Annotated in this window: 25 protein-coding genes; 21 read left to right on the forward strand and 4 right to left on the reverse strand. The window is 57.7% G+C overall.

The features are described from left to right. The first annotated feature begins 218 nt into the window (after positions 1-218). The 9 genes from citC to H5P17_RS10685 all read left to right on the forward strand — a co-directional run bounded on the left by citC (position 219) and on the right by H5P17_RS10685 (position 9,147). Positions 219-1,292 carry a [citrate (pro-3S)-lyase] ligase gene (gene citC / locus H5P17_RS10645; protein ID WP_182822785.1) on the forward strand — a complete coding sequence of 358 codons (1,074 nt, stop codon included), beginning with the start codon at positions 219-221 and terminating at the stop codon, positions 1,290-1,292. Next, complete coding sequence (gene citD / locus H5P17_RS10650) at positions 1,289-1,597, forward strand: citrate lyase acyl carrier protein (RefSeq protein WP_182822787.1); 309 nt, start codon at positions 1,289-1,291, stop codon at positions 1,595-1,597. The genes citC and citD overlap by 4 nt, the downstream gene beginning before the upstream one ends. Next, positions 1,581-2,501 carry a citrate (pro-3S)-lyase subunit beta gene (gene citE / locus H5P17_RS10655; protein WP_020827712.1) on the forward strand — a complete coding sequence of 307 codons (921 nt, stop codon included), beginning with the start codon at positions 1,581-1,583 and terminating at the stop codon, positions 2,499-2,501. The genes citD and citE overlap by 17 nt, the downstream gene beginning before the upstream one ends. Continuing rightward, complete coding sequence (gene citF, locus H5P17_RS10660) at positions 2,501-4,006, forward strand: citrate lyase subunit alpha (RefSeq protein ID WP_182822789.1); 1,506 nt, start codon at positions 2,501-2,503, stop codon at positions 4,004-4,006. Before citE ends, citF begins: the two co-directional genes overlap by 1 nt. Positions 4,007-4,010: 4 nt before the next feature. Then, a complete protein-coding gene (gene citX / locus H5P17_RS10665; protein ID WP_182822790.1) occupies positions 4,011-4,559 on the forward strand; it encodes a citrate lyase holo-[acyl-carrier protein] synthase in 549 nt (182 codons plus the stop codon). After that, a complete protein-coding gene (citG, locus tag H5P17_RS10670) occupies positions 4,540-5,463 on the forward strand; it encodes a triphosphoribosyl-dephospho-CoA synthase CitG (RefSeq protein ID WP_370570036.1) in 924 nt (307 codons plus the stop codon). Before citX ends, citG begins: the two co-directional genes overlap by 20 nt. A gap of 39 nt (positions 5,464-5,502) precedes the next feature. Then, entirely contained in the window at positions 5,503-6,966 is a 1,464-nt protein-coding gene (locus tag H5P17_RS10675) for an anion permease (RefSeq protein WP_020827708.1), read from the forward strand. A gap of 151 nt (positions 6,967-7,117) precedes the next feature. Next, entirely contained in the window at positions 7,118-8,347 is a 1,230-nt protein-coding gene (gene agp / locus H5P17_RS10680) for a bifunctional glucose-1-phosphatase/inositol phosphatase (RefSeq protein WP_182822794.1), read from the forward strand. Positions 8,348-8,451: 104 nt separating this feature from the next. Next, complete coding sequence (locus H5P17_RS10685; RefSeq protein WP_182822796.1) at positions 8,452-9,147, forward strand: 4'-phosphopantetheinyl transferase superfamily protein; 696 nt, start codon at positions 8,452-8,454, stop codon at positions 9,145-9,147. A 43-nt stretch (positions 9,148-9,190) separates the two neighbouring features. On the opposite strand, the gene rarD is transcribed toward H5P17_RS10685, so the two are convergent. Beyond that, positions 9,191-10,078, reverse strand: a complete 888-nt coding sequence (gene rarD, locus H5P17_RS10690) for an EamA family transporter RarD (protein WP_044552429.1) — start codon at positions 10,076-10,078, stop codon at positions 9,191-9,193. A gap of 139 nt (positions 10,079-10,217) precedes the next feature. On the opposite strand from rarD, the gene alkB reads away from it, so the two are divergent. Next, positions 10,218-10,865: a DNA oxidative demethylase AlkB gene (gene alkB, locus H5P17_RS10695; protein ID WP_020827704.1), complete on the forward strand. Its 648-nt coding sequence runs from the start codon at positions 10,218-10,220 to the stop codon at positions 10,863-10,865. Here the strand turns inward: alkB and H5P17_RS10700 are convergent. Then, complete coding sequence (locus H5P17_RS10700; protein ID WP_370570035.1) at positions 10,848-11,783, reverse strand: LysR family transcriptional regulator; 936 nt, start codon at positions 11,781-11,783, stop codon at positions 10,848-10,850. The genes alkB and H5P17_RS10700 overlap by 18 nt on opposite strands. 84 nt (positions 11,784-11,867) lie before the next feature. On the opposite strand from H5P17_RS10700, the gene H5P17_RS10705 reads away from it, so the two are divergent. Continuing rightward, complete coding sequence (locus H5P17_RS10705) at positions 11,868-12,497, forward strand: alanyl-tRNA editing protein (protein ID WP_182822800.1); 630 nt, start codon at positions 11,868-11,870, stop codon at positions 12,495-12,497. A gap of 16 nt (positions 12,498-12,513) precedes the next feature. On the opposite strand, the gene H5P17_RS10710 is transcribed toward H5P17_RS10705, so the two are convergent. Further along, positions 12,514-12,762, reverse strand: coding sequence for a hypothetical protein (locus H5P17_RS10710; RefSeq protein ID WP_044552423.1), 249 nt, complete (start codon positions 12,760-12,762; stop codon positions 12,514-12,516). Between the two features lie 175 nt (positions 12,763-12,937). Here H5P17_RS10710 and H5P17_RS10715 point away from each other — a divergent pair, with 175 nt between their 5' ends. From H5P17_RS10715 to H5P17_RS10760, 10 genes are all read left to right on the forward strand, one after another. Continuing rightward, positions 12,938-14,563, forward strand: coding sequence for a TIGR04028 family ABC transporter substrate-binding protein (locus H5P17_RS10715; protein WP_044552422.1), 1,626 nt, complete (start codon positions 12,938-12,940; stop codon positions 14,561-14,563). A 10-nt stretch (positions 14,564-14,573) separates the two neighbouring features. Continuing rightward, positions 14,574-15,518, forward strand: coding sequence for an ABC transporter permease (locus H5P17_RS10720; protein WP_044552420.1), 945 nt, complete (start codon positions 14,574-14,576; stop codon positions 15,516-15,518). Beyond that, complete coding sequence (locus tag H5P17_RS10725) at positions 15,515-16,405, forward strand: ABC transporter permease (RefSeq protein ID WP_182822802.1); 891 nt, start codon at positions 15,515-15,517, stop codon at positions 16,403-16,405. Before H5P17_RS10720 ends, H5P17_RS10725 begins: the two co-directional genes overlap by 4 nt. Beyond that, positions 16,402-18,078 (forward strand): ABC transporter ATP-binding protein, encoded by a 1,677-nt coding sequence (locus H5P17_RS10730; RefSeq protein ID WP_182822804.1) that lies wholly within the window; start codon positions 16,402-16,404, stop codon positions 18,076-18,078. Before H5P17_RS10725 ends, H5P17_RS10730 begins: the two co-directional genes overlap by 4 nt. Further along, positions 18,068-19,114 carry a putative FMN-dependent luciferase-like monooxygenase gene (locus H5P17_RS10735; RefSeq protein WP_182822806.1) on the forward strand — a complete coding sequence of 349 codons (1,047 nt, stop codon included), beginning with the start codon at positions 18,068-18,070 and terminating at the stop codon, positions 19,112-19,114. The genes H5P17_RS10730 and H5P17_RS10735 overlap by 11 nt, the downstream gene beginning before the upstream one ends. Further along, positions 19,111-20,226, forward strand: coding sequence for an alkylhydroperoxidase domain protein (locus tag H5P17_RS10740; protein WP_182822808.1), 1,116 nt, complete (start codon positions 19,111-19,113; stop codon positions 20,224-20,226). The genes H5P17_RS10735 and H5P17_RS10740 overlap by 4 nt, the downstream gene beginning before the upstream one ends. 274 nt (positions 20,227-20,500) lie before the next feature. Continuing rightward, positions 20,501-21,124, forward strand: coding sequence for a hypothetical protein (locus tag H5P17_RS10745; RefSeq protein WP_182822809.1), 624 nt, complete (start codon positions 20,501-20,503; stop codon positions 21,122-21,124). Beyond that, on the forward strand, positions 21,121-22,056 hold the full coding sequence (locus tag H5P17_RS10750; protein WP_182822811.1) for a phage exclusion protein Lit family protein: 936 nt from the start codon (positions 21,121-21,123) through the stop codon (positions 22,054-22,056). The genes H5P17_RS10745 and H5P17_RS10750 overlap by 4 nt, the downstream gene beginning before the upstream one ends. Positions 22,057-22,348: 292 nt before the next feature. Next, positions 22,349-23,257, forward strand: coding sequence for a sugar glycosyltransferase (locus tag H5P17_RS10755; RefSeq protein ID WP_182822813.1), 909 nt, complete (start codon positions 22,349-22,351; stop codon positions 23,255-23,257). Beyond that, entirely contained in the window at positions 23,235-24,410 is a 1,176-nt protein-coding gene (locus H5P17_RS10760; protein ID WP_182822815.1) for an O-antigen ligase, read from the forward strand. The genes H5P17_RS10755 and H5P17_RS10760 overlap by 23 nt, the downstream gene beginning before the upstream one ends. Here the strand turns inward: H5P17_RS10760 and H5P17_RS10765 are convergent. Next, the gene (locus tag H5P17_RS10765; protein WP_182822817.1) at positions 24,391-25,497 is read right to left on the reverse strand and encodes a glycosyltransferase family 9 protein; all 1,107 of its coding nucleotides are present in this window, start codon (positions 25,495-25,497) and stop codon (positions 24,391-24,393) included. The two genes, H5P17_RS10760 and H5P17_RS10765, sit on opposite strands and share 20 nt — an antisense overlap. Positions 25,498-25,513 lie beyond the last annotated feature (16 nt).

The following is a 25,513-nucleotide window of genomic DNA, read 5'->3' on the forward strand; positions in this document are numbered from 1 at the left end:
GATGTGTATAAGAGACAGTTAAATAACTTATTAACCGAAAGGGGTTTGTGAAATAGGTCAATAATTCGCTATTTTTTTCTGTTTACCATTGTTTCATTAGATGTCCTTGGTGGATTTATCTCCATGGTTTTTAAGGTTTTAATTCCGGTGATAAATGTTAATCGACACTCTTTTTTGTATTTATTTTGTTATTTAATAGTTAACCCAGAGAGCGTGTTATGTTGGGCGACACCCTATTTAATCGAGTCAAAAGGTCGGATCATAAAAGTATCGCGCAGATTAATGCTTTCCTGCGCAGTAACGATCTGAATATTGACACCACGGTTGAAATATTTATTACCGTGACGCAAAACGATAAGTTGGTCGCCTGCGGCGGCATTGCCGACAATATTATCAAATGCGTCGCCATCAGCCCGCAAATGCGCGGCGAAGGTTTGGGGCTGACGTTGGCAACGGAGCTGGTGAATCTGGCTTATGAACGTCACCACACCCAGCTGTTTATCTACACCAAAATCCAAAATGAGCCGCTGTTCCAGCAATGCGGTTTCTACCCCATCGCCCGGGTGCCGGGCATCGTGGTGCTGATGGAAAACAGCCCGTGCCGGCTGAAACGCTATGCCGCGCAGTTAGCGGGGCTGCGCCGGCCGGGTACCACCATCGGCAGCATCGTCATGAACGCCAACCCCTTTACCCGCGGCCACCAATACCTGGTGCGCCAGGCCGCTGCGCAATGCGACTGGCTGCACCTGTTTTTGGTCAAGGAAAATACCTCGCGCTTCAGCTATGAAGATCGGCGGCGGCTGGTGCTGGCGGGCACCGCAGACATTCCTAACCTGACGGTGCACGAAGGGTCGCAATACGTCATTTCACGCGCCACCTTCCCCTGTTACTTCATTAAAGATCAAGGCATTGCCGACGACTGCTACACCGAAATCGATCTGAAGATCTTCCGTCAGTATCTGGCGCCCGCGTTGGGCATTACCCACCGCTTCGTCGGCAACGAGCCTTTCTGCGCGGTCACCGCCAAGTACAACCGTGACATGCGTTATTGGCTGGAAACCCCGGCGCTGCCCAGCCCGCCGATAGCGCTGGTGGAAATCGAGCGTTTGCAATATCAGGGCACGGCGATCTCCGCCTCCTGGGTGCGCAAGCTGCTGGCCGCCGGGGACTTTCACGCCGCCGCGCCGCTGGTGCCGCCGGACACCCTGTATTACCTGCAAGATTTGCAAACGCAGCGCCGGGCCAAGCCAGCGGCACACCCCTTTGAATCCGCACAATCAGGTGAAAGATGAAAATTATCCGAGAAGCAATGGCCGGCACGCTGGAATCCAGCGATGTCATGGTGCGCATCGCCCCCGCCGAGGGGCCGGAACACGATCTGCTGATCGCCAGCAGCGTAGAGAAACAGTTCGGCGAAGCCATCCGCCAAACGTTGCTGGAAGTGCTGCAACGTTATCAGGTGGAGCCGGTGCAGGTGATGGTGGACGACAAAGGCGCGCTCGACTGCGTGCTGCGGGCCCGGCTGGAAACCGCGCTGATGCGCGCCAGCGACAATGGCCAATTGCCATGGGGGACGCGTCATGAAAACGCTGAATAAACACCGTCTGCGCCGCAGCATGCTGTTCGTGCCCGGTGCCAATGCGGCCATGGTGAGCAACGCCTTTATCTATCAGGCCGATGCGCTGATGTTCGATCTGGAAGACTCGGTGATCCTGCGCGAAAAAGACGCCGCGCGGCGACTGGTGTATCACGCGTTGCAACACCCGCTGTATCAGGAAGTGGAAACCATCGTGCGCGTCAACGCACTGGATTCCGCCTACGGGCTGGCGGATCTGCAGGCGGTAGTGCGTGGCGGGGCCGACATCGTGCGGCTGCCGAAAACCGACAGCGCGCAGGACGTGGTGGATATGGATCGCGAAATTGCCGCCATCGAAGCCGACTGCGGGCGCCCGGTGGGCAGCACCGGTCTGTTGGCGGCGATTGAGTCGGCGGCGGGGATCACCCAGGCGGTCGCCATCGCCCATGCCTCACCGCGTTTGATCGGCATCGCGCTCGGCGCGGAAGACTATGTGCGCAACCTGCGTACCGAACGTTCGCCGGAGGGCATTGAGCTGCTGTTTGCGCGTTGTTCGATATTGCAGGCGGCGCGGGCCGCGGGCATTCAGGCGTTCGACACCGTGTATTCCGATGCCAATAACGAAACCGGCTTCCTGCAGGAAGCGGCGCTGATCAAACAGCTTGGCTTCGACGGCAAATCCCTGATTAACCCACGGCAAATTGAACTGCTGCACAACCTGTATGCGCCAACCGCCAAAGAAGTGGCTCACGCCCAGCGGGTGGTGGATGCCGCGGCGGCGGCGGAGCAGGAAGGGCGCGGGGTCGTGTCGCTCAACGGCAAGATGGTCGACAGCCCGGTGATTGAACGCGCGCGGCTGGTATTGCAACGCGCAGCGCTTTCCGGCATCCGCGAAGCGTCGGTTCAGCACGGAGAGGAAGCATAATGAAACGCCAACAACGACAGATGACCCTGAACAACCTGGCGGACCTGCGCTGCTATCAGGATGCCTCCAAGGCCAACCTGCAGGCGCGCAAGCCGCGCGATATCAAACGCTGCGACACGCTGGAACAGGCGGTACGCCGCAGCGGTTTGCAGGACGGAATGACCATCTCTTTCCACCATGCGTTTCGCGGCGGCGATCTGGCGCTGAACCAGGTGATGGAAACGCTGGCGGCGATGGGGTTCCGCAACCTGACGCTGGCCTCCAGCTCGCTGAGCGAATGCCATGCGCCGCTGGTCGGCCATATCCGCAACGGGGTGGTGAGCCGCATTTACACCTCCGGCCTGCGCGGTCCGCTGGCGGATGCCATCTCACGCGGCCTGCTGGCCGAACCGGTACAAATTCACTCCCACGGTGGCCGCGTCAACCTGATCGAGTCCGGTGAACTGTCCATAGACGTCGCCTTCCTCGGGGTTCCGGCCTGCGACGAATTCGGCAATGCCAACGGCTACAGCGGCGAAGCCTGCTGCGGTTCGCTGGGCTACGCCAAAGTGGATGCCGATACTGCAGGCACCGTGGTGTTACTGACCGAAGCGATCCTGCCTTATCCGCATCATCCGGCCAGCCTGGCGCAGGATCGGGTCGATCTGATCGTTCAACTCGAGCGAGTGGGGGACGCCGACAAGATCGGTGCCGACGCCACCCGCATGACCTCCAACCCGCGTGAATTGCTGATTGCCCGCCGCGCCGCCGAAGTGATTGCCGGTTCCGGTTTCTTTACCGAAGGTTTTTCACTGCAAACCGGCACCGGTGGGGCGTCGTTGGCGGTGACGCGTTTTCTGGAAGACAAAATGCGCGCGCGTGGCGTTCGCGCCGGGTTCGCCCTCGGCGGCATAACCTCGACCATGGTGGATCTGCATGAAAAAGGACTGATTGCTCGTCTGCTGGACGTGCAGAGCTTCGACCGCGCGGCGGCGATGTCGTTGGCGCGCAATCCCAACCACATTGAGATCAGCGCCAATCAGTATGCCAACTTCAGTTCGAAGGGCGCTTCGGTCGACCGGCTTGACGTAGTAGTACTGAGCGCGCTGGAAATTGATACCGGTTTCAACGTCAACGTGCTGACCGGTTCCGACGGCGTGCTGCGCGGGGCTTCTGGCGGCCACTGCGACACCGCGGCGGCGGCACGGTTGGCGATCATCGTCGCGCCGCTGGTGCGCGGACGCATACCAACGCTGGTCGAGCAGGTGACCACCTGCGTCACGCCGGGCTCCAGCATCGACATTCTGGTTACCGATCACGGTATTGCCGTTAACCCGGCGCGGCCGGAGTTGGCGCAGCGGCTGCAAGAGGCCGGGCTGCCGGTGGTTGGCATCGACTGGCTGCGTCAGCGTGCGCTGTTGCTGACCGGCGAACCGCAGCCGATCGCCTTCACCGACAAAGTGGTGGCGGTCGTGCGTTATCGCGACGGTTCGGTGATCGATGTGGTGCATCAGGTGGCGGAGTAACCTGATGACCTGCGTCCCTCCTGAACTGGCCGCCAACCGTGCCGTCAGCCTGCCGGAACTGCTGACCAGCCGCGAATGCCGCCAGGCGCGGCAGCAGGCGTGGCAGGCTCAGCACGCTTCCACGTTGCTGGTGCTGACGCTGGTGGTGCCGGGTGCGGTAAAAGACAGCGCCCTGACCCGCAATATCTTCAACCTTGGCTGGCAGGCGCTGCAGCAAATGGGGCGCGAGCAAAACTGGCACTGCCTGCAGGCGGAAATGCTGGCGCTTTCCACCGGTTGCGAAGGGTTTATGGCGCTGCAGGACGATGCCCAACGGGTGAAAGACTGCGCCATGCAGTTGGAAGTTCAGCAGCCGATAGGCCGGCTGTGGGATATCGACGTGCTGGATCCCGAGGGACGTATTTTATCGCGTCGTGATCTGGGGCTGGCGGAACGCCACTGCCTGCTGTGCAACCAGCCGGCCAAAATCTGCGCCCGTCAGCGGCGACACAGCAGCGAACAGCTGCTGCAGGAAATGGAAAGGATGCTCAATGATGCGCTCTCACCCCGTTGAACTCGCACGGTGTAGCCCAGCGGCGCCGGCCAGTGGTTTTGCCCATGCCGCCTACCGTGCCCTGTTGGTCGAAGTGAACCTGACGCCCAAACCGGGGCTGGTGGATCGCCACAACAACGGCGCCCACCGGGACATGAACATCGGCCATTTTTACCGCAGCGCCCGCGCTATCGGTATCTGGCTGCCGCGCTTTGTCCGCCAGGGGCAGGAAGACGCCCGTTGCCCGGCTGCCGAGCAGTTGGTCAGGCTGCGCCCGCTGGGGCTGGCATGCGAAAGCCACATGTTCCAGGCCACCGGCGGCGTCAACACCCATAAAGGCAGCGTATTTTCCCTCGGCCTGCTGTGCACCGCTTTCGGCCGTTTGTCCCAGAAGCCGCAGCCTGTCGACGCAGCCACGCTGTGCGCCGAAGTGGCGTCGATGTGTCGCGGGCTGGTGGCGCGCGAGCTGCAACAGCGCAATGCGTTGCAGACCGCCGGCCAAAGGCTGTTTGCCCAACACGGCCTGAGCGGCGCGCGCGGCGAGGCAGAGTCGGGCTTCGAGCGGGTGATTAACGGTGCGCTGCCGCTGTACCTGCAACGGCTGAACGCCGGGTGCGATGAGCAAACGGCGCTGATGGACAGCCTGCTGTGGCTAATGGCCAACAACGATGACACCAACGTCGCCTCACGCGGCGGTCTCGAAGGCCTGCGCTGGTTGCAGCGTCGCGCAAGTGAACTGCTGGCGCAGGGCGGAGCCCCGGGCGAGCAAGGCATAGCGCGCCTGTGGCAGTTCGACGCCGAGTGCATTCACCGCAATCTCAGCCCAGGCGGCAGTGCCGATCTGTTGATCGTCACCTGGCTGCTGGCGCAATTACCGAATTCCACTAAGCCCGCCGCCTTTCAAGCCGCAACTTGGAATCCCTAGGGCATAGCTAAAAAAATAACCCGTCTTCAGGAGAAACTTATGTCCGAAACCAAGGAAAAAATCTGGAAAGCGCTGGCGCCGCTGTTGGTGCTGGCGATCCTGCTCTGGATACCCACGCCCGACGGCATGCCGCCGCAGGCCTGGCGCTACTTCGCCATTTTTGTGGCGATGATTGTCGGCATGATCCTGGAGCCGATCCCGGCGACGGCGATCAGCTTTATCGCCGTGACCCTCAGCGTGCTGAGCGCCAACTGGGTGCTGTTCGGGGCTCAGGAGTTGGCGGAGCCGGGCTTCAAGGCCGGTAAAGAGGCGCTGAAATGGGGGCTGGCCGGATTCTCCAGCACCACCGTCTGGCTGGTGTTCGGCGCATTTATCTTTGCGCTCGGCTACGAAGCCACCGGGCTGGGGCGACGCATCGCGCTGTTTTTGGTGAAGTTTATGGGCAAGCGCACCCTGACGCTCGGTTATGCGGTGGTGATCATCGATATCCTGCTGGCGCCTTTTACTCCGTCCAACACTGCCCGCACCGGCGGCACCGTGTTCCCGGTGGTGAAAAACCTGCCGCCGCTGTTTGACTCCTTCCCCAACGATCCCTCCTCACGACGCATCGGCGGTTACCTGATGTGGATGATGGTGGTCGGGACCAGCATCAGCTCCTCGATGTTCGTCACCGGCGCCGCGCCTAACGTGCTGGGCATCGAGTTCGTCAGCAAAATCGCCGGCGTGCATATCAGCTGGATGCAGTGGTTCCTGGCCTTCCTGCCGGTCGGCCTGCTGCTGCTGGTGATTGCGCCGTTGATTTCCTATTACCTGTACAAACCGGGCGTCACGCACAGCAGCGAAGTCGCTTCCTGGGCCAATAGCGCGCTGGGGGAAATGGGCAAGCTGACACGCAAGGAGTACACGCTGATTGGTCTGGTGCTGCTCAGCCTGTGTCTGTGGGTGTTTGGCGGCAAGATATTGGATGCCACCACGGTCTGTTTGTTGGCGGTGTCGCTGATGCTGGCGTTGCACGTGGTGTCGTGGAAGGACATCACCAAATATTCCAGCGCCTGGAACACGCTGGTTAACCTGGCGACGCTGGTGGTGATGGCCAACGGCCTGACGCGCTCTGGCTTTATCGACTGGTTCGCATTGACCATGAGTACCCATCTGGACGGATTCTCGCCGGATATGACGGTCGTGGCGCTGGTCCTGGTGTTCTACTTCGCTCACTACCTGTTTGCCAGCCTGTCGGCGCACACCGCAACCCTGCTGCCGGTGATACTTGCCGTCGGTAAAGGCTTGCCGGGCGTGCCTATGGAGCAGCTGTCGATGCTGCTGGTGCTGTCGATCGGCATTATGGGCGTGCTGACGCCGTACGCAACCGGCCCTGGGGTTATCATCTACGGCTGCGGCTACGTGAAGTCGAAAGACTACTGGCGGATGGGCGGTATTCTGGGCGTGGTGTACATCGCCGCGCTGTTGTTGATCGGCTGGCCGATCATGCGTTTGTGGATGTGAGTTTCTAAATTATCGGCGGCCCTCGACGAAGGGCCGCTGAGCAGACCTTTCCCTGTGATGCTCATCACACACTTTCGGCGTTAACCTCTCCATGATAGCCAAGCAATAGCTAACACATTAAAAATAATCACAATCCTGGAGCCCTCTGCGGATGAAAAGAAAAACTTTATTGCTGTGCTTGCCGTTATTTATGACCGGGACTGCCTTGGCGGAAACCAACGACTATCAATTGGATCAGGTGCTGGTGATGAGCCGCCATAACCTGCGTGCGCCGTTGGCCAACAACGGCAGCGTATTGGCGCAGTCCACGCCCAAAGCCTGGCCGGCCTGGGATACGCCGGGGGGCCTGCTGACCACCAAGGGCGGGGTGCTGGAAGTGTATATGGGCCACTACTTCAATGCGTGGCTCAAGCAGACCGGGGTACTGCCGCAGGAAGGCTGCCCGACCGCCGGCAGCGTTTACGTCTATGCCAACAGTTTGCAACGCACGGTGGCGACCGCGCAGTTCTTTACCAACGGCGCTTTCCCCGGTTGTGACGTCAGCGTGCATCATCAGGACAAAATGGGGGAGATGGATCCGACCTTCAACCCGATCATCACTGACAACAGCGAAGCTTTCAATCAGCAGGCGCTGAGCGCAATGAACGCCGAGCTGGCCTCGTTGAAGCTGGGCGCCTCCTACAAGCAATTAGAAAAAATCATTGATTACAAAGATTCCAGCGCCTGTAAAACCGACAAGCACTGCGATTTGACCAAGGAAGCCAGCAAAATGAGCGCGGTGCCGGGCAAAGAGCCGGGCGTGGCCGGGCCGCTGCGGGTAGGGAACTCGCTGGTGGACGCCTTTATGCTGCAATATTACGAAGGCTTCCCGATGAAGGACGTGGCCTGGGGCAAAATCACCACGCCGCAGCAGTGGAAACAGTTGGCGCAGCTGAAGGACGGCTATCAGGATTCGTTGTTCACCTCGCCGGTGGTGGCGCAAAACGTGGCCAAGCCGCTGCTGACTTACATCAACGGTGCATTGATTGGCGAACGCAAGCCGGATTCACCGAAGGTGACGGTGCTGGTGGGGCACGACTCCAACATTGCCTCGCTGCTGTCGGCAATGGAGTTCAAGCCGTACCAACTGCCGCATCAGTATGAGAAAACGCCGATTGGCGGCAAGCTGGTGTTCCAGCGCTGGCACGATAAGAAAAACGATCGTGATTTGCTGAAAATCGAGTACGTGTATCAATCCACCGACCAGTTGCGCAATGCCACTCCGCTGACGCTGAAAACCCCGCCACAGCGCGTGACGATGGCGTTAAAAGGCTGCCCAATCGATAAGCAGGGCTACTGCGCCTGGAGCGACTTTGAAAAAACCATGAAAGGGATTCTGTAATCCCGTGGTGCCTCTCCCTCGATAACGGGGGAGAGGAATAATCATTGTTGATCAGGAGCTCGGCGTCTAAAATTAGCGTTCTGCACACCCAATATGGATAACCCGTGTTCTCTTCTTTTATCCCTACCTTTGAACTGTTGAACCTGGGCGATTACCCGGGGCAGGTTGCCCGTTGCCGCTTTTCTGTGGTGCACTATCAGGATGACTGTTTCGCTGCCATGGGCATGGCTTTCCCCGACCATCTGGTGCGTGCGGTGCCAAAGCGGCGGGCGGAGTATCTGGCTGGGCGTTACCTGGCGCGAGCGTTGTTGGCGCCGCTGGGGTTTGCGGATTTCACGTTACTGCCTGGCGAAGACCGGGCACCGCAGTGGCCGCCGGGTATCGCCGGTGCGCTCAGCCACAATGCGGATACTGCACTTTGCGCGGTGCATCCGGAAACCGGGTTGGGCGGCGTGGGGCTGGACGTTGAAACGCTCATTCCCGCCGCGCGTGCGCAGGAGCTGCAGCGTGCTATCGTCAGCGAGGCGGAGTCTGCCCAACTGCACACTCATCCACAGCCATTTAACCACCTGCTGACCTTGGCGTTCTCCGCCAAAGAGAGCCTGTTCAAAGCGCTATATCCGCAGGTGCGCTGCTATTTTGACTTTCTCGACGCACGTCTGGTTACGCTGGATACGCAACGACAGACGTTCGAACTGGAACTGCTTAAAACCCTCACGCCGCAGTGCCATGCCGGTCGCCGCTTCAGCGGACGTTACTGGCAGGAAGGTGACGATGTCACAACTTTTATTTATTTATAAATCAGATAAATAACCTAAAAAATTCAGCGTTGCACTGTCACTTTTACCGGTGAATTCGCCTGCGACGCAGCAGGTGACGGGCCCCTTCCGACACCAGCAGCAGCACCGCCAGCCAGATAGGAATATAAGTCAGCCATTCATCCCGGCCGATGCTCTCACCAAGCAGCAGGGCTACCACCACCAACAGCACCGGCTCCACATAGCTCAGCAGGCCGAACAGGCTGAACGGCAGCAGGCGGCTGGCCAGGATATAGCACACCAGCGCCGCGGCGCTGATCACCCCCAACAGAGGAATTTGCCAATAAAGTGCCGGGCTGATGTTCAGCGCCGCCAGCGGCCCGTTGCCCCCGAAGGCGAACCAAGCGGCGACCGGCAGCATCAGCGTCAGCTCACACCACAAGCCACCCAGGTTGTCGGTGCCGAAACGGCGGCGCAGAATAAAGTACACCGGGTAACCCAGCGCCACCAGCAGGGTGGTCCAGGACACGCCGCCGACCTGATACAACTCGTTGCCGACGCCGATAATCGCGCAGCTGACCGCCAGTTTTTGCAGCAGCGAAAGGCGGTCGCGGAATATCAGGCGTCCTGCCAGCACCATGGTCAGCGGCAGCAGGAAATAGCCGAGCGACACCTCCAACGCCTTGCCGTGCAGCGGTGCCCAGAGAAACAGCCAGAGCTGAACCCCCAGCAGCGCCGAACTCAGCGGTAAAAACAGCAGGCGGCGCGGTCGCTGTTTTATCCAACTCAAGGTCTCGCTGACCTTGCGCCAGTCGGCGGAAAGCACCATAAACAAGGTCAAAAACGGTACCGTCAGCAGGGTACGCCAGCCAAAGACTTGCTCACCGTCAAGCGGGGACAGGGTAGAGGTGTAGTAATACATCACGCCAAACAACACCGAGGCGATGACGGAAAGAACGATCCCTTTAATCACATGCGATCCTGAAAAGTTATTGATTTTATTGCCGGTACTCTAGAGAAGTTTAGCGCTAACAACAATGCGGCGCATCAGGCTGGACAATCGGCAACGGCAAGTTAAAATGAATACTGTGTATTAATACAGGTGTTTTGTCATGACCCTCGATCTTTTTGAAGACTCCGTGCCGCCGCCGTGGCGGGAACAGATTGCCCCAGGTGCGGTGGTGATGCACGGTTTTGTGCGCGATCACGGCCCGGAGCTGCTGGCGGCGGTGCATGGGGTGATTGCCCAGGTGCCCTGGCGGCACATGACCACGCCGGGCGGCCATGTGATGTCGGTGGCGATGAGCTGGTGCGGCAACGGCTGGAGCAGCGACAGCCGCGGTTACCGCTATTCGGAGCGCGATTCGCGCAGCGGCAAACGGTGGCCGCCGATCCCGGATATCCTGATGGCACTGGCGGATGAGGCGGCACAGCAGGCGGGTTTTGCCCCTTTCGTGCCGGATTCCTGCCTGATGAACCGCTACGATCCGGGCAGCAAGCTGTCATTGCATCAGGACAAAGACGAGCATGACTTCGGCTCGCCGATCGTTTCCGTTTCCCTCGGTCTGCCGGCGGTATTCCAGTTCGGCGGCATGCAGCGCAGCGATCGGGCCCAGCGCATTCCCTTGGCGCACGGCGACGTGGTGGTGTGGGGCGGCCCGTCGCGACTGTGTTTTCACGGCATTATGCCAATTAAGGAAGGCTATCATTCGCTGGTGGGCCCACACCGTATCAATATCACCTTACGCAAGGCGCTTTAGCTGCGGCTCTTTCGCCAGGCAGGCCACCAGATAATCGATAAACACCCGCAGCTTGGGCGGCAGGTGCTGATTGGGGGCATACAGCAACCACAGCCCGCCGTGATAACTGCTGAGGAAGTCCCACTGCGGCAGCACCTGCACCACTTCGCCGTCGTCCAGCGCCTGGCGGGCGGTAAAGTAAGGCAGGCTGCCAATGCCAATGTGCTGTTTCACTGCATCCAGCCGCACGCCGGTATGGTTGGCGGCGTAGCGTCCGCGCACGTTGACCGTTACCGTTTTTCCGGCCTGGCGGAATTTCCAACGGGCGTCGTTCGGCGTTTCACCCAGATAAATGCAGCTGTGCTGCGCTAAATCCTGCGGATGCTGCGGCGTTCCCTGCTGCGCCAGATAAGCCGGCGTGGCGCACAGCAGGTGGTCGATGGTCATCAGTTGGCGGCCAATCAGCCCAGGGGAAGGGCGTTCGGTAATGCGCAGCGCCAGATCGACCCGGTCATCAATCAAATCCATATAGCGGTCTTCCAGCCGCAGGCGAACGTCTACTTTGGGGTAGCGGCGTAAAAATGCCGATATGTGCGGGTGCAGCACATAGCGTCCCACCGCCTTGGGCACGCTGACACTGACCAACCCTTCAGGCTCTATGGCACCGCGCCCGCTGAACTCCATCACCGAGTGCGCGGCGTCCAACATGCTGCGGCAGCGCTGAAACACCTCTTCACCTTGTTCACTTAGACGCAGTTTTCGCGTGGTGCGATGCAGCAGTTGCAGCGCCAAAGCCTGTTCGAGCCTGGCGACGCTGCGGCTGGCGGCAGAGGGGGAAGTGCCCAGTCGACGGGCGGCGGCGGAAAAGCTGCCGCTCTCCACCACCTGAACAAACACCGCCATCTCGGCCAGCAGCGAATGAGAAAGATTTGTGCTCACAGCGCAAAGGTCCATTGTCTTGTTGGTGGATTATCCTTTGATTATGGCATGAATATAATGGGCTCTCTAATCAGGAGAATAACCATGACCGAACGCCTTTATTATTACAGCGACGACTTACAGGGCGAAGCGCAGGTGCTGGCCTGCACCCCGATGGAAGAGGGAGGATACGCAGTAGAGCTGGACGCCACGCTGTTCCACCCTCAGGGAGGCGGGCAACCGGCCGACGGCGGTAAACTGGGTGGCATAGCGGTGCTACGGGTGGCGCAGCAGGGCGACAAGGTGCTGCATTTCACCGCCGAGCCGTTGGCCGCAGGGCCGGTGAGCGTGCAGGTTGATGGCGAACAGCGCCGTTTGCATACCCGTTGGCACTCCGCCGGACATCTGATCGGCTGGCTGGGGGAAATCCGCGGCTGGCAACCGGTGAAGGCGCACCATTGGCCGGGCGAAGGGCGGATCACTTTCGCACCGGGCGCGGAGCCACAAACGCTGGATCAGGATTTTCTACAGGCGGAGCTGGCGCGGCTGATTGCAGCCGATTTCCCTCGCAGACAAGTGGCGGTCGACGGCCTGCGGCAGGTGGGGTTTGGCGAGCTGCCGGCCTATGGCTGCGGCGGGACCCATGTGTCTTCACTGGCGGAGCTGGGGGCGGTAAATATCACGGCGCTCAAAGTGAAAAAAGGCCAGCTGATTGTTCAGTACGCGCTGGATTAAAACGTCGTCCGGGCGGCTATTTCGCCGGCCCGGCCTGCCGCAACATGGTGCAGAACGCGCACTGGCATCCCGCCTGCGGCAGCGCGGCGCAGGTACCGATATTGACCGCCTGCGCGTCCATCGCATGAAAACCGTAAAACATATTCTCCAGGCTGTTTTCCGCTGCACGCGCCTGCTCAGGCTGTGGCTCGGGCACTTTGGATTGAAACGCAGCTGCCCGCCCGGCCAACAGGCCAAGGAACAGCAGCGAAAGCTGAATCTTCATTTTCGTCTCCCTGATGTGATTTCTGATACGTTATAACAAAACCCCCGTTCTGCCAACCGTCGCTGCCTTGTGCATTTTCCGCCATAGGTTAGCGAAATTAGTTCGTTCAACTCCCCGCCGATTTGGTTTGTTATCTAATCCATAACATTCCGAAATAAAGAAGGCGTGGCTCACTATGTTTAAGTTCTCTTTCAATAGATTAACCAGCGGAATAACAGTGGCATTAGGCTTGACGGTGGCGGCTACCCCGGCGCTGGCGTCGGTGCAGGGGGGAACGCTGATCTATCTGGAACAGCAGGCGCACACCAACCTTTATCCGCCTTCCGGCGGCTTCTACCCCAACGGCGGCATTCTCAACCAGATCACCGACAAGCTGACCTACCAGAACCCTAAAACGCTGGAGATTGAACCGTGGATCGCCGAATCCTGGAGCAGTAACGCCGACAAAACCGAATACACCTTCAAGCTCCGGCCGGGGGTGACCTTCTCGGACGGGACGCCGCTGGACGCCAACGCGGTGGCGAAGAACTTCGATACCTATGGCCTGGGCAACAAAGAGAAGCGTCTGCCGGTCTCCGAGGTGATCAATAACTACGACCGCAGTGAAGTGATCGATCCCTTGACCGTGAAGTTCTACTTCAAGCGCTCTTCGCCGGGTTTCCTGCAGGGCACGGCCACCATAGGGTCAGGGCTGGTTTCTCTCAGCACCTTAAACCGTAATTATGACGAATTGGGTGACGCGCGCCATATCATCGGCTCCGGCCCATTTGTGGTCAGTGCCGAAACGCTGGGGCGCGAAGTGGATCTCAGCGTGCGCAAAGATTACCGCTGGGGCCCGGCCAAACTGACGCAGCAGGGGCGCGCCAATCTGGACGGTATCAAGGTGATCGTGACCGGCGAAGACAGCGTACGTATTGGCGCATTGCAGGCCGGGCAGGCGGACTTTATTCGCCAGATCCAGGCCTACGACGAGAAACAAACCCAGGATCAGGGTTTCACTATCTACGCCGCCCCAACGCGCGGCGTCAATGACAGCGTGGCCTTCCGGCCGGACAACCCGTTGGTGAGCGACTTGCGCGTGCGTCAGGCATTGCTGCACGCCACCGACAGCAAGCAGATCGTCGAGACGCTGTTCTCCGTTAACTATCCGCAGGCCAAATCGGTGATTGCTTCTTCCGCCGCCGGTTTTGTCGACCTCTCCGCCAAACTGAAATTCGACCCGGAGCTGGCCAACCGTCTGCTGGATGAGGCGGGCTGGAAAAAGGGCGGCGATGGCCTGCGTGAAAAAGACGGCAAAAAACTGTTGCTGAACGTCTATGAGTCGCTGCCGCAGCCCCAGAACAAGGCGGTGCTGCAGCTGGTTTCGCAGCAGTGGGGCAAAGTTGGCGCGCGCTTGAACATTCTGGCGGGCGACGCCGGCAGCAAGGTGGCGGATAACCTGGATCCGCAGAAAACCCCGGCGGCGGTGGTGGAAGTAGGACGAGCCGATCCGGATGTGATTAAAAGCCAGTTCTACCCGACCAACCGCGATGCGCTGTTGCAACAGGGCGGGACGGGCAAAAACAGCGCATTTAAAGACGACAAGCTGAACGCGCTGCTGCTGGGTATCGCCTCAGAGGTGGACGCGCAAAAACGCCTGCAGATTGCCGGCGAGGCGCAAAACTACCTGCTCGATCAGGCCTACGTGATCCCGTTCTTCGAAGAGCCGCAGGTGTTTGCCGGGGCGCCTTATCTCAAGGGCGTAAGTTTTGAAGCGGTCGGCCGCCCGAGTTTCTACGGCGCCTGGTTGGAAAAACGCTGAGGAGAGCATGATGAGCCGATATCTGGCACGGCGTATCGGGCAGGCGCTGCTGGTGCTGTGGGCGACCTTTAGCCTGTCGTTTATCTTGCTGCAGGTGCTGCCCGGCGATGCCATTCTGATTAAGTTTCAGAACCCGGACATGGGCCTCAGCCCGGCGCAGATCGCCGATATGCGCGCGGCCTATGGCGCCGATGTGTCGCTGTGGCAGCAGTATCTGCATGCGCTGGGCAACGTGCTACGCGGGGATCTTGGCTATTCCATTCAGGCCGGTGTGCCGGTGACGGAGCTGCTGGCCACCAACTTGCCCGCCACGTTGCAACTGGCGCTATTGGGGTTTTCGCTGGCGCTGATCCTGGCGCTGGCGCTGGCCTTTATCTCCAATTTGACCCGTTTTGGCTGGCTGCGGTCATTGCTGCAGTCGCTGCCCTCGCTGTTTGTCTCGGTGCCGACCTTCTGGTTGGGCATCGTGCTGATCCAGCTGTTTTCATTTCAGCTCAAGCTGATCCCGGTGATCAATCCGGGGGAGTGGGAAGGGTTGATATTGCCGATTGTGACGCTGGCAATACCGATTTCCGCCCCGCTGGCGCAGATCCTGATCCGCAGTATCGATCAGGTACAGACTCAACCTTTCGTTGCCGTGGCCCGCGCCAAGGGGGCCAGCCGCAGCCGGGTGCTGTGGCGGCACGTGGCCCGTAACGCCATGCTACCGGTGCTGACCATCGCCGGTATTTTGCTCGGCGAACTGATCGCCGGTGCGTTGATCACTGAAACCGTGTTCGGCCGCAGTGGGCTGGGGCAGCTTACCTTGCAGGCGGTGCTGAATCAGGACGTCGCGGTGCTGCAAGCGATCGTGGTGATCTCCGCCGCCGCTTTCGTCACCCTCAATCTGCTGGTGGATCTGCTGTTCCCTCTGCTGGATCCACGATTGAAAACCGCTACAGGAGCCGCCGTATGAGCAGTATCTCCTTTGAGAAATCCAGCGCGCCGGAGCGCGATCTGGGCGGTGTGGAAAGCGAAGGCACCTTGCCAACGCACCGCCCGCGCCGCCGTCGTGTGCCGCTGACGCTGTTGCTGGCCTGGACGGTGATTGCCATCGCGGTGCTGTGGGCGCTGGCGCCGCAGCTGTTCACGGCCTACAGCGGCACCGAAGGCATTGCCGGGGCGCAGCGTCTGGCACCGGGGGGCGAACATTGGCTGGGTACCGATCAGTTGGGGCGCGATTTGTATGCGCGCATTGTTTATGGCGCTTCGCAGACGCTGTCCGCCGCGCTGGTGGCGGTCGCTTTAGGCCTGCTGTTGGGCACCGCGCTGGGGCTGATTGCCGGTGCGGTGGGCGGCATCGCGGATGACGCGGTGATGCGCCTTGTCGACGTTTTGCTGTCGATTCCCGGTCTGCTGCTGTCGTTGAGCATCATTATTTTGCTGGGCTTCGGCACGGTAAATGCCGCCATCGCCGTGGGGATCACCTCGGTGGCGAACTTTGCCCGCCTGGCGCGCGCCGAGGTGGTGCGGGTACGCCACAGCGATTACGTCGAGGCGGCCTATGGTAGCGGCGGTACCTTCTGGGCGGTGCTGTGGCGGCACATTTTGCCGAACTCGTTAACCTCGGTAATTGCCTTCTCGGCATTGCAGTTCGGCAGCGCGATTCTGGCGATTGCCACCTTGAGCTTCCTGGGTTACGGCACGCCACCGCCGACGCCAGAGTGGGGGTTACTGATCGCCGAAGGGCGCAACTATATTTCCACCGCCTGGTGGCTAACCACCTTCCCGGGGCTGGCGGTCGTGGCGGTGGTTCTGGCGGCCAACCGCATCAGCCGCGCTTTGGGGAGAACGCCAGTATGAGTATTCAGAGCGCATTACAACGGGCGAGCGCCACGCCACCGGTACTGGAGCTGGAACAGGTTTCGATCGCCTATCAGGGCGCGGCCGGCAATCAGCGGGTGGTGCATCAGGTGTCGTTTGCCATTCAACCTGGGGAAGTGGTGGCGCTGGTCGGCGAGTCCGGTTCCGGCAAAACCACTACCGCGCAGGCAATCATTGGTTTGCTGACGGAAAACGGTCGCCTGGAGCAGGGGGCGATACGGCTGAACGGCACCGACATCAGCCACTGGTCATCAAAGCGTCTGGATGCGGTGCGCGGGGCGCAAATCAGTTTGATCCCACAAGATCCCTCCAGCTCACTCAATCCGGTGAAGACCATTGGCGATCAGGTGGCGGAGATCATCAACATTCACCGTCGGCTACCGCGCAAGCAGCTGCAGCAGCGGGTGGTGGCGTTGCTGACCCGCGTCGGTTTGACGCATCCGGAGCTGCGGGCGCGTCAGTATCCGCACGAACTTTCCGGCGGCATGAAACAGCGGGTATTGATCGCCATCGCGATGGCGCTGCAACCGGCGTTGATTATCGCCGATGAGCCGACCAGTGCGCTGGATGTCACGGTGCAAAAACGTATTCTCGATCTGATCGACGAGCTGCGGCAGGAGTTTGGCACCGCGGTGCTGCTGGTGACCCACGATCTGGCGGTGGCGGCGGAACGCGCCGATCGGCTGCTGGTGTTTCGCCATGGCCGGGTACAGGAGCAGGGAGTGACTGCCGAAGTGCTGCGCTCGCCAGCCAGCGATTATACCCGCCAACTTTTTGCCGACGTGCCGTCGTTGACCCGGGCGGTGGTACCGCAGCCCCGCCACAGCACGCAAGAACTGGCAATCCAGGTCAAGGGGCTGGTGAAAGACTTTCCCCTGGCGGGCAGTGGCGGGAAAAATTATCGGGCACTGGATCAGGTGTCGTTCAGCGTGCCTGGCGGTACGACCCATGCGCTGGTGGGGGAGTCCGGATCCGGCAAGACCACGCTGGCACGCTGCCTGCTCGGTTTCCAAAGGCCGAATGCCGGGCAAATCATTATCGACGGCGTCGACTTCACCCGCTTGAAGGGCGAGGCGCTGCGCCAATTCCGTCGCCGCATTCAGTTGGTGTATCAGAATCCGTTCGGCTCGCTCGATCCATCCCAGACGCTGTACCAGGTGATTGAAGAACCGCTGCTGAATTTCGAGCCGCTGGCCCAGGCTGAGCGCTATCGTCGGGTGCGAGATTTATTTGAACGCGTGGCGCTGCCGAGTGAATTGCTGAGCCGTAAACCGCGCGAGCTTTCCGGCGGCCAGCGACAGCGGGTGGCGATCGCCCGGGCGCTGGTGCTGCAGCCACGGGTGCTGGTGCTGGATGAAGCCACTTCGGCATTGGATGTCACGGTGCAGGCGCAGATCCTGCGGTTGCTGCAGGATTTGCAGCAGGAGTTGGGGCTGACCTATTTGTTTATTTCACACGACCTGGCCACGGTAAGGCAGATCTCCCACAGCGTATCGGTGTTGCACCGTGGCGTGCTGGTGGACAGCGGGCCGACCGGTGAGCTGTTCGCCATGCCGGGCAGCGATTACACACGCCAGTTGATTGAAGCCATTCCCGGCCGTCAGTTTTATGCCGAACAGCCCCAGATTGAGGATGCATTCTATGAGCAGTAAAAGACTCGGTTTTTTCACCCGGCTGCTGGATCAGGGCAGCGCGCAGCAGCGTTACCGGCTGGCGACCGAACAGATCGTGCATGCCGAACGGGCCGGCTTTGACAGCGCCTGGGTGGCGCAGCACCATTTTCATGAGGATGAGGGCGGCCTGCCTTCGCCACTGGTGTTTCTGGCGCAGGTGGCGGTGCGAACTCGCCATATCCGGCTCGGCACCGGGGTGATCACGCTGCCGATGGAGTCCGCGATTCGGGTAGCCGAAGACACTGCGGTGCTGGATCTGCTGTCCGACGGCAGGCTGGAAGTCGGCATCGCTGCCGGCGGCACGCCTTCTTCGTTCAGCGCTTTCGGTTTCGACGCCGCACAGCGTCACGCGGTGTTTGCCGACAATTTCAGTACCCTGCTGCGAGCCTGGCGCGGTGAGGCCCTGGGTGGCGAAGATAACCGCCTGTATCCGGCGGCACCGCAGTTGGCCGAGCGGGTCTGGCAGGCGACCTTCTCGGTGGAAGGCGGAGAGCGCGCCGGGCGGGCCGGGGACGGTCTGATGTTGTCGCGTACCCAACCGCGCCCGGCAGATGCGCCGGATTTGCCGCTGGACGAATTGCAAAACCCGATTATCGACGCCTATCTGGCGGCGCTGCCGCCCGGCATTGCGCCACGCATTATGGGGTCGCGCACCGCGCTGGTGACCGACCACGGCCAGCAGGCACGGGACTTTGCCGCCAAAGGCTTGAGCCGCGGGCTTGAGCGCCAGCGTGCCAGCGGTCACCGGCCGTCCGACGAATCCCTTGATGGGCTGATCCGCGCCTTCGACGTGCATCTGGGTACTCCGGATCAGGTGATCGCCTCACTGCAAAAAGACAGCGCGCTGGCACGAGTGACCGATCTGGCGTTCCAGGTTCACTCCATCGATCCACCGCACGCCACCATTTTGCGTTCTATTGAACTGATCGCTCGCCACGTTGCCCCGGAGCTGGGCTGGCAACGCCGCAATCCCGCATCCGTCTCCTACGAACATCACGCTGAGGAAAAGGTATGACTGCAACATTGCACCCTAAAGATTTGCTGGCTGAGCTGGCAGAGATCGCCCCCGGTTCTGCATTGGCTAAGGCCAGAACCACGCGGCAAGCGGCAACAGATGCGATCCAGGCCAGCTATCTGGCGCTGTTTTCCCCCGCTGATGCCGGAGATTTCCCCGTGGCGCAACGGCTGCAGATCGCGCAGCGCATCAGCGAATGGCATGCGGACAAGCTGCTTTCTGCGCACTATGGCACCCTGCTGCAGCAGGAGGGCGACGTTGAGCATGGCCCACATTTACAGGCAGCGTTTGATCATGCCGAACGGTTGGCGTTCAAACCCGCCAGCGCCGACGCGCAGCATCTGCAGGCGTTGCAACAGGCCGGCTGGTCGCTGAACGCTATCGTCACCCTGTCGCAGTTAATCGCCTTCATCAGTTTTCAGAGCCGTCTGCTGACGGGATACCGGTTGCTTGACGGAATCCCCCTCGAAAGCGCGGGTGGGGCACCGGTCAGGGCGGGCCGTTGGCGTACCGAATCCTTGACCCTCGGCGGTCGTCACGCACCGCCGGTGTTTACCCGCCAGGAACTGGGTTGGGAGCCCTGGATAGCCGCCAAACCGCTGGCGGAGTTTGATGAGCAAGGCCAGGCGCTTTTGACGCGCTTCGGGCACAGCGACTCGGATTACTTCCGCCTGCTGGCGCGTAATCATCCGGTGCTGGAGCAGAGAACGTTGGCGGATCGGGCCATTTTCTATACGCCCGGCGGGCTGGAGCGTAAGGATCGGGAACTGGCGGCAACGGTGGCCAGTAAGGTGAATGGCTGCATCTATTGCGCTTCGGTACATGCCCGCAAGGCGGCGCAGTTGTCCAAAAACGCGGATGAAGTACAGCACCTGCTGGATGTGGCACCGGGCGGCATTTTGAGCGAGGGGCAAGGGGAGCCGTGGCGGACGCAGATAGACTTTGCCGCTGCGCTGTCCGCCACGCCGCCGCAGGTCAATGCCGGGCATCTGGCGGCGTTGCGCGAGCAAGGGTTGGATGAACTGGCGCTGCTGGATCTGGTGCAATCGACCGCGTTCTTTGCCTGGGCCAATCGGCTGATGCTGACGCTTGGCGAGCCTTTCGACGATTGAATATATTTCGTGTTGAAAATATAAGTTTATTTAGAAGAAACGTTTTTTATAAATAATACATACGGTTTTTTATCGTTACTATTTTTTAGTGGCAGGCTGTTGGTTAGGCCTGCTGCTATTACTACTATGATTTTTATTGTATATTTATTTCATTCTCCTGCTAATCGTTTTCCTGTCACCTTAAGTTTTTTATTCCATCGTTTACATGATTGTGGTTATGCCTGATTGTTGTTCTATATTATCAGAGAGCGTAAACATTTCTGAGGCGATGATAATGCTTATTCGGCTTATGATTTTTGTTTTTTTATGCATATTCAATACGGATTTGAAAGCAGCCTCTTCTGTCGGAGGGAGCGAGCCTAATGGATGCGGTTCTGGTTGGAATGCTCCTTTTGTTCCCGATAAAATTTTTGCTGTGTGCGACTTTACCCAAGCATGCAACGAGCATGATGGTTGTTATGGGAAATGTGAAAAAAGTTTGGTAGGTAATTGCGAATATCGTCGATGTAGAGAGGGCGGTGATCTCTATGGGAAGTCTGAGTGTGATAACGTTAAATTCCTAAAGTTAATGAATGCTGCAAATATAAGAAGAGAACAGTGTGATATTGATCTTCAGAACAAGATAATATCTACAAATCACAATAAGGTCTGTTCTGTTGTGGCAATAGTTTATCGTAAAGCTGTGAGGTTCGCTGGCGATCAGGCTTTTGTCGGCATTGACCCCATTCCCGCACCTCCCGAGCCGAAACAGTATAATAAAGCTATAGAGGATTTTTTAACGTTCGGAACGGATAAACAATTCAACGATTTTATTAAAGCGGAGCAACAAGGCGTTCCTGATGTGGATTTTCAACGCGAGTTGATTTTTACTCATGAGAATGGATTGAAAAATAAATGAAAACATTAAATTTTTCTTTATTTTTTATTATATTTATCCTGAATGTGATAAGCACGTCAGCTGCAATGGAACAACAAAAATCACAGGATGAACTTTTGCAAGAAACTCAAGATGCAGGGCAGAGAACATTACAGAGATTAATGAATGATTATCATAGTGAAGTATTTAACTTGGAACCTGAATTGTACCAGGATAGAGCGGTTAAAGTGGCGGCATATGCTGATTTTAACGTCCTTTCCGATGTCAAGAATAAGAAGATATTATTTCCGTTGGCATTTGTTTTTGAAATAATGCTGCAGGCTAAGGCATTAATGCAAGTTTATGATGAAAAGCTTGATATGATGCTGTATCAGAACTACTTGCAATATTTAGAATCAAGAACAAAGAAATCACTTGAAATGAAAAAGGAAATTCCGATAGAGGAGTTTTGGTTCTGGGCAAAATTAACACCGCCTTGCTGTAAAAATAAGGAGGATGAAGTGAACTACCGAAATACTCTTGATAAAATCATGCTAGATGCTATGGCGTTTCCGCTTGCTCACGAAATAGGGCATGTCGTTCTTGGGCACCGAAGGTATAATGAGAAAACAGCGGAAGAGTCCCGTAAGGATGAATATGATGCTGATGAGTACGCCATCAACCTTGTTGAGAAATCTAATCACAACGTTGATATTACTATTATTACCGTTTTTTTCCGGTTCGACTGGGCGGAGCGTCTTCAAAGAAATGGCGTGAGCAAACAGAATACCCATCCTTCAGCACCTTGCAGGATAGAACACGTGATGAGAGGTGTACTCAAAAGAATAAGCAACGATGCCGCAGAAAAGGCGCTTTTTGAGTCAAGGAGCGCTATGTCGGTATCTCAACTACAGTCATATTTTAGGGATGTTAAAGTTCATTGCGACGTTGACGACCTCTATATTCCTCAATAAACGCTCTTTACCAACTCATATCTCAGGGCCTGCTCATGGCGATCGTTACAAAGTCCTGCAGCAAGTCGCAAGGCGAACTTTAATCATACTTTAAAATAATTATTACCGTTCCCTACAGATTTTTAACTCGGTTAACAAATCCACACACCTCTTTTCGTTAACATTACGAAGAATTCAAAATGCAATAATTGCCCATGGTCATTAATGCTCAGATACTCAGCCCTACAATAAATCTAATGCGGTCAGGACAGTTCTGTTCGGCGCAAATACATTTTTACAGGGCAGGGATACGATGGGCAGTTTTCTTAAGCAGGTGTATCGCTATTCTCATTCACGGCCTTATCGACACAATGAAAATCTCTGGCCTTACGTAAAAATCGAACGTGCAGACAGCGGTGAGATTGCCGAATTACATTATAAAAAGCAGACTGTTCCTATAGTGACGTTGTCAGCACTTAAAGACAGCTGCAAGGGGCCGATATTGTTGACCGCGACGGGACCGTCGGTGAACTCCGTTCGCTTTAGTGAACTGCCTGAGATGCCGGCGATTGGGGTCAATGGGGCTTTTAGCCTGAGCCAGAAGGTCAACTTTCGGTTTTATGTGATTGTCGATATGGGGTTTATCGATCGGCGGCCGGATATTATAGAAAGCATTATTCAGGCACCGGATTTAATCCTTTTCACTACGGTTCACGGCGTGGCGAAAATCATCGATTACTTCACGCTGGCGGGCGTGAAATGCCGGTTTTCAGTGGTCGAGGACGCAACCTGCAAAATTTACAGTCCTCAAATTCCTCTCTCGGCATTGTGGGATCATTATCACAAAGACCGCAGCGTTTTCTTCTCACCTGGCAATAAAACCATCGCCTTCAGCCACGATATTCGGCACGGGGTTTTTGATGCCGGCACGGTAGTGTATTGGGCTTTTCAGATCATTGCCTTTCTGGGATTTAAACAGCTCTTTATTGCCGGTCTGGACATGAATAATTTCCATTTGCCGCGCTTTTATGAAACTCCCGAAAATAAACTGCCGACATTTTTGCCGGAGAAGGTCGATGACCTGATTATTCCGGCCTTTAGCCATGCCGGAGAAAGAATGAAAATGAGAAAAATGGTGATTAGAAACTTTTCATTAAGCAGTGCAATAGATACCGGTATTTTTGAAAAGGTTGATAGTAATGATTTTTTCAAAAACGATTGAGCTCACCGGTCGGATCTCTTTTTATGCCATGCTGGCCTTTTCTTTTTTTAGCGCCATTTTTTGCGGTTTTACCCGGGTCAATAATTTATTCCACATCGCGGCGCTCTTTTTCCTGCTGACGCTGGCCTCACGCCCCGAGTTTCGCTCGGCCTGGCTTAACCGGCGTGCCGCAATCGCGGGAATGGCGCTGGCGGCCTGCTTTCTCGCCTATTATGCCGTCAGCAATCTCTGGGGCGGTACGCCGGATGATACGGCATCTACCCTGACGCACAGCGTGTATATCCTGCTCTATCTGGCCTTGCTGGTCACCGTGTTGGACAGCCCCGATCGCAATCTGCTGCTCTGCGCCGTGATTGCCGGCATCACGCTGTTGTGCTTGTATCTGGCGTGCGTTGATTTTCGGGAAATTTATACTCTCAGAGAAACCTCCGGGGCTAACCCTGGCCCGCGCAACGTGATCGACCTGGCCGGCTATGCGGCGTTGGGCATCATTCTAAGCCTGATGGTGTTCCGTGATACCGGGAGGAAAAGGGCGCTGTCTGCGATCCCGCTGTTGTTCGCCTTTATGGTGTTCACCCAAAGTCGCGGGCCCCTGATGGCCTTGCTGGCCGCGTTGGCGTTAACCACTTCCTATTTGGCGTTGAACAAAAAATCGCTGCTGGCCATTGCGGCTGCGGTGTTATTTGCCGTGGGCGCAGTGCTGTTTTCACCGATCGGTGAAATGTTGATTACGCGTTTTGAAGCGCTGTATCAACAGAGCTTTGTGCGGATGAGCATCTGGCGGCACAGCCTGTTGTTGATCGAACAGGCGCCGTTCTTTGGCTATGGCTTTGATAAGCAACTGACCTTTACCAATTACACCGGTGAGTTTATTCATACCACCCATAGCCTGTATTTGGGGGCGTTGCTCAAAGGCGGGTTGGTTGGGTTTTGCCTGTTCGCCGCGTTATTGGCGTATGGCGCGCAGCTGGCCGTGCGCCATCTCCGGGCCGGTCGCCGTCTGGAAGCGGCTTTATACCTGTTTATGCTGATTTTCTACTGCTCACAGGGCATGTTTGTCATCGCGAATCCGGCCGAGTTTTGGTACCTGTTTTGGTTCCCGCTGGCGATGGTCTTTGCCCAGCCTCCGTTGGTCAACCCTCGGGGGCGCTAAGTTTCAGCGCGTTGGTCACTTTTTCAAACACCTCATTTTCAGTGATGATGCTGAGCGGCTGTTGGCGTTGCGCGGCATTGAGCTTTTGTTCATCCACCGGGACGTACATCACCTGATGCAATTCGCCGTTTTGATAGGGGCCGGTGTGCTGCGGATTGGCGGTAACAAACAGGCTGACGGTCGGTGTTTTCAGGGCGATGGCCAGGTGCAGTGGGCCGGTGTCGCCGGTGACCAGCACCTGCATATTCGACATCACCGCCAGCAGTTGCGGCAGGGTGGTTTTGCCAATATGGCTGACCACGCGCAACTGCTCGGCCGCCGTCAGCCCCGCGATAAACGCCTGTTCAATAGACAGTTCTTTCGGACTGCCGATTAATTCAATCTGGTGGTGCGGCGAAGACGCCAGCAGCAGTTTCGCCAAGCGAATAAACTGCGCGACCGGCCAGCAACGCAGCGTTTCAGAAGCGCCCATTTGCAAGCCGATCGAAATTTTTCCTGCGGCTTTAGCCACTGGCGAAAACTCGACAGGAATAAACATCTCGGTGTTGTCGCTTTGGCAGCCCAACTGAGCCACCAGATCCAGCTTGCGTTGAATCAGATGGCCGCCGGTGCTGCGGCTCACGCCACACAGCCAGGGCTCCATGCCGGTGGCTTTATTACCGTAAGCGTCTTTGAAGATATATTGGCAACCGGCAGTAATGGCGACCATCACATCGTAAGGAGATTTGGAGTGCAGGATAATCGCCAGCTGAGGCTGGTGTTGGCGCAGCTGGCGAATAATGCCGAGCATGTCTTTCGCTTTATGATCCCAATAAATGACCTGATTAAAGCAACGGCTGGTCGCGACCAACTGTTTGTTCTTGTGGCTGGAAATCAGGGTGATGTTTGCCGCCGGGTAGCGTTCACGCACCGCGCGGATCGCCGGCGTGTTAAACATCAGATCGCCGAGGGCGCTGGTGGAAAAAATCACGATGCGTTCAAAAACCTGCTCAGGCTGAAAATGGGCCTTATCCTTAAAGTTGCCACCCAGCCGGGTATACATCCGCAGGCCAAGGTTGGCCGCCGCTATTTTCCACTGTTTTGACATCTTGTTCCGCTTTGGG

This window comes from Serratia sp. OS31 (genome assembly GCF_014164835.1).
Classification (GTDB): Bacteria; Pseudomonadota; Gammaproteobacteria; order Enterobacterales; family Enterobacteriaceae; genus Serratia; species Serratia liquefaciens_A.

Excerpts from the sequence above, each read along its gene's own strand:
- citC (WP_182822785.1), top strand. The coding sequence starts at position 219 with ATGTTGGGCGACACCCTATTTAATCGAGTCAAAAGGTCGGATCATAAA.
- citD (WP_182822787.1), top strand. The coding sequence starts at position 1,289 with ATGAAAATTATCCGAGAAGCAATGGCCGGCACGCTGGAATCCAGCGAT.
- citE (WP_020827712.1), top strand. The coding sequence starts at position 1,581 with ATGAAAACGCTGAATAAACACCGTCTGCGCCGCAGCATGCTGTTCGTG.
- citF (WP_182822789.1), top strand. The coding sequence starts at position 2,501 with ATGAAACGCCAACAACGACAGATGACCCTGAACAACCTGGCGGACCTG.
- citX (WP_182822790.1), top strand. The coding sequence starts at position 4,011 with ATGACCTGCGTCCCTCCTGAACTGGCCGCCAACCGTGCCGTCAGCCTG.
- citG (WP_370570036.1), top strand. The coding sequence starts at position 4,540 with ATGCGCTCTCACCCCGTTGAACTCGCACGGTGTAGCCCAGCGGCGCCG.
- H5P17_RS10675 (WP_020827708.1), top strand. The coding sequence starts at position 5,503 with ATGTCCGAAACCAAGGAAAAAATCTGGAAAGCGCTGGCGCCGCTGTTG.
- agp (WP_182822794.1), top strand. The coding sequence starts at position 7,118 with ATGAAAAGAAAAACTTTATTGCTGTGCTTGCCGTTATTTATGACCGGG.
- alkB (WP_020827704.1), top strand. The coding sequence starts at position 10,218 with ATGACCCTCGATCTTTTTGAAGACTCCGTGCCGCCGCCGTGGCGGGAA.
- H5P17_RS10705 (WP_182822800.1), top strand. The coding sequence starts at position 11,868 with ATGACCGAACGCCTTTATTATTACAGCGACGACTTACAGGGCGAAGCG.
- H5P17_RS10710 (WP_044552423.1), bottom strand. The coding sequence starts at position 12,762 with ATGAAGATTCAGCTTTCGCTGCTGTTCCTTGGCCTGTTGGCCGGGCGG.
- H5P17_RS10715 (WP_044552422.1), top strand. The coding sequence starts at position 12,938 with ATGTTTAAGTTCTCTTTCAATAGATTAACCAGCGGAATAACAGTGGCA.
- H5P17_RS10720 (WP_044552420.1), top strand. The coding sequence starts at position 14,574 with ATGAGCCGATATCTGGCACGGCGTATCGGGCAGGCGCTGCTGGTGCTG.
- H5P17_RS10725 (WP_182822802.1), top strand. The coding sequence starts at position 15,515 with ATGAGCAGTATCTCCTTTGAGAAATCCAGCGCGCCGGAGCGCGATCTG.
- H5P17_RS10730 (WP_182822804.1), top strand. The coding sequence starts at position 16,402 with ATGAGTATTCAGAGCGCATTACAACGGGCGAGCGCCACGCCACCGGTA.
- H5P17_RS10735 (WP_182822806.1), top strand. The coding sequence starts at position 18,068 with ATGAGCAGTAAAAGACTCGGTTTTTTCACCCGGCTGCTGGATCAGGGC.
- H5P17_RS10740 (WP_182822808.1), top strand. The coding sequence starts at position 19,111 with ATGACTGCAACATTGCACCCTAAAGATTTGCTGGCTGAGCTGGCAGAG.
- H5P17_RS10745 (WP_182822809.1), top strand. The coding sequence starts at position 20,501 with ATGCTTATTCGGCTTATGATTTTTGTTTTTTTATGCATATTCAATACG.
- H5P17_RS10750 (WP_182822811.1), top strand. The coding sequence starts at position 21,121 with ATGAAAACATTAAATTTTTCTTTATTTTTTATTATATTTATCCTGAAT.
- H5P17_RS10755 (WP_182822813.1), top strand. The coding sequence starts at position 22,349 with ATGGGCAGTTTTCTTAAGCAGGTGTATCGCTATTCTCATTCACGGCCT.
- H5P17_RS10760 (WP_182822815.1), top strand. The coding sequence starts at position 23,235 with ATGATTTTTTCAAAAACGATTGAGCTCACCGGTCGGATCTCTTTTTAT.
- H5P17_RS10765 (WP_182822817.1), bottom strand. The coding sequence starts at position 25,497 with ATGTCAAAACAGTGGAAAATAGCGGCGGCCAACCTTGGCCTGCGGATG.